Origin of the sequence: Kineococcus indalonis, from assembly GCF_009906395.1 — a bacterium.
Taxonomy (GTDB): Bacteria; Actinomycetota; Actinomycetes; order Actinomycetales; family Kineococcaceae; genus Kineococcus; species Kineococcus indalonis.
This window is the reverse complement of the sequence record NZ_JAAALM010000495.1, coordinates 1-3,029: the sequence shown is the minus strand read 5'-3', so window position 1 is coordinate 3,029 and position 3,029 is coordinate 1. Positions and strand designations below refer to the sequence as shown.

The 3,029-nt window shown below is 77.5% G+C and carries 2 protein-coding genes; both read left to right on the top strand.

All coding sequences use genetic code 11. From position 1 onward, the window contains the following. The first annotated feature begins 3 nt into the window (after window positions 1–3). The gene (era, locus tag GTR00_RS17970) at window positions 4–900 is read left to right on the top strand and encodes a GTPase Era (RefSeq protein ID WP_166612949.1); all 897 of its coding nucleotides are present in this window, start codon (window positions 4–6) and stop codon (window positions 898–900) included. Window positions 901–904: 4 nt separating this feature from the next. Further along, the gene (locus GTR00_RS17965; protein WP_166612948.1) at window positions 905–3,004 is read left to right on the top strand and encodes an alkaline phosphatase family protein; all 2,100 of its coding nucleotides are present in this window, start codon (window positions 905–907) and stop codon (window positions 3,002–3,004) included. The last annotated feature ends 25 nt before the right edge of the window (window positions 3,005–3,029 follow it).

The window sequence follows — 3,029 nt, the reverse complement described above, 5'->3', positions numbered from 1 at the left end:
CCGGTGCACCGCTCGGGGTTCGCCTGCCTGGTGGGCCGGCCCAACGCCGGCAAGTCCACCCTGGTCAACGCCCTGGTGGGGCAGAAGGTGGCCATCACCTCCAACCGGCCGCAGACCACGCGGCACACGGTGCGCGGCGTCGTGCACCGCCCCGACGCCCAGCTGGTGATCGTCGACACCCCGGGCCTGCACCGGCCGCGCACCCTGCTGGGCCAGCGGCTGAACGACCTGGTGCACGAGACCCTCGCCGAGGTCGACGTCGTGGCCCTGTGCGTGCCCGCCGACGAGCGCATCGGCCCCGGGGACCGCTTCATCGCCGAGGCGCTGGCCGCCGTGCCGCGCTCGACGAAGGTGGCGCTGGTCACCAAGACCGACAAGGTGCGCCCGGAGCGGGTGGCCGAGCAGCTGCTGGCGGTCAGCGCCCTGGGCGACGAGCTGCTGGGCGGCTTCGCCGACGTCGTGCCCGCCTCCGCCGTCACCGGCGAGCAGGTCGACGTCGTCGCCGACGTGCTGCTCTCGCACCTGCCGGCGGGCCCGCGGCTGTACCCCGACGGGGAGCTGACCGACGAGCCCGAGAACGTCATGATCGCCGAGCTGGTGCGCGAGGCGGCCCTGGAGGGCGTGCGCGACGAGATGCCGCACTCCCTGGCCGTCGTGGTCGAGGAGACCACCCGCCGCGAGAACGGCCTGCTGGAGGTCCACGTGTGGCTGTACGTGGAGCGCGAGAGCCAGAAGGGCATCATCATCGGCCGCGGCGGCGCGCGCCTGAAGGACGTCGGCACCCGCGCCCGCCGCTCCATCGAGGCGCTGATCGGCGAGCGCTGCCACCTGGACCTGCGCGTGAAGGTCGCCAAGGACTGGCAGCGCGACCCCAAGCAGCTGCAGCGCCTGGGCTTCTGAGGCCGTGCCCGGCGACGGGCCGGCCCGCCGGCCGCGACGCTCCCCGCTGACGGCCCGCGACGCGCGCGACGCCGTCCTCAGCGTCGTGCCCACCGCGGTGGCGCTGTGGATCAGCGCCCACGTGGTGACGGGGCTGGAGTACTCCTCCCCGCTGTGGCTGCTGGCGGCCTCGGCGCTGCTGCTGCTCGGCGACGTCCTGGTGCGCCCGCTGCTGGCCCCGCTGGTGCGCGTGGCCGGCCCGGCGGTGACCGTGCTGCTGGGCGTGGCGGTGCAGCTGCTGGTGCTGCACACGGCGCTGACGGCGGTGCCGGGGCTGGACCTGCGCTCGCTGGGGACGCTGTGGCAGGTGTACCTGGTCACCGGCCTGGTCGCGGTGGTCACCCGCTGGCTGGTCGGCGTCAACGACAGCAGCTGGGTGGTGCGCGACCTGCTGCGCCGCCGCCGCCCGCGCGCGGGCGGCGCGGCCCCGCCGGGCCTGCTCGTCGTGCAGGTCGACGGGCTCTCCGCCCCGCTGCTGCAGTTCGGCCTGCACGCCGGCACGCTGCCCACCATCGCCCGCTGGCTGCGCGAGGGCAGCCACCGCGCCACCGCCTGGCGCGCCCCGCTGCCCTCCACGACCCCGTCCAGCCAGGCGGGGCTGCTGCACGGCACGACCGCGGAGGTGCCGGCCTTCCGCTGGTGGGACCCCGAGCTCAAGCGGGTCCTGGTGGCCAACCGGCCCGCCGACGCCGCCGTCATCGAGGCGCGCCTGGTGCGCGCCGCGCGCGCCGCGGGCCGGCGGGGCCTGCTGGCCCACGACGGCGCCAGCGTCGGCAACGTCTTCTCCGGGGAGGGCGCGCACGCCCACCTGGTGGTGTCCACCTCCCGCGGCGGCGGCTCCGGCAAGCCGTACCTGCGCTACGTGCTGCGCCCCTTCGGGCTGGCGCGCAGCCTCCTGCTGACCGTGGGGGAGGTCGTCAAGGAGGTCTACCAGGGCTGGCAGCAGCGGGTGCGCCGCGTGGAGCCGCGCATCCCGCGGCGCGGCTGGTACGTGCTGCTGCGGGCGGTGACCAACGCGCTGCTGCGCGACCTGAACGTCGCGCTGGTGGCCGAGCAGCTCGCCGCGGGCCGGGCGGTGGTGTTCGTGGACTTCCTGGACTACGACGAGGTCGCCCACCACGCCGGGGTGGCGCGCGCGGAGTCGCTGGACGCGCTGGCCGGGGTGGACCGCGTGCTGGGCACGCTGAGCGCGGTGGCCGCCGCCTCCCCGCGCGACTACCGCGTCGTCGTCGTCTCCGACCACGGCCAGGCGCAGGGCCCCACGTTCGCCCAGCTCACCGGGCGCACCGTGCAGGAGCTGGTGGCGGACCTGCTGCAGCGCGACCACCCCGGGGCCGCGACCGTGGTGACCTCCGCGGCCGGCGAGGAGGGCCGCGGGCGCGTGGACGTCCTGGTGCGCGACCTGGGCCCCTCGGGCACGGCCGCGCGCGCCGGGCAGCGCCGCGAGCCGCTGCTGGACGAGCGCGCCGGGCCCGGCGCCGCCGTCGTCGTCACCGCCGGGTGCACGGCGCTGCTGAGCGTGCCGGACGCCCCCGGAGGGCGCCTGGACCTGGCGGGCCTGGCGAGGCGCTGGCCGGCGCTGGTGCCCGGCCTGCTCGCCGCGCCCGGCGTCGGCTTCGTCGCCGGGCACGGGCCCGGCGGCCCGGTGGTGCTGGGCCCGGGCGGCGAGCACGAGCTGGCCGGCGGGCGGGTGCGCGGGGCGGACCCGCTGGAGCCGTTCGGGCCGCGCGCGGCGCGGGAGGTGCTGCGGGTGATGCGCATGGGCACCGCCCCGGCGCTGCTGGTGCACTCCACCGTGGACCCGGACACCGGCGAGGTGCACGCCTTCGAGGAGCAGGTCGCCCACCACGGCGGCCTGGGCGGCTGGCAGAACGAGGCGGTGCTGGTGCACCCGGCCGCCTGGCGCGTCGACGAGGACCTGCTGGACCTCTCCGTGCCCGGTGAGCGCCTCCTGGTGGGCGCGGAGGTGGTGCACCGCCAGCTCGTGCGCTGGATGCGCGCCGACGGGGTGGTGCCGGCGGTGCCGGCGGTGCCGGCGCCGGCGGCGGGGGAGGGGGCCCGGTGAGCGCGGTGGAGCCGGTGGACCCGGT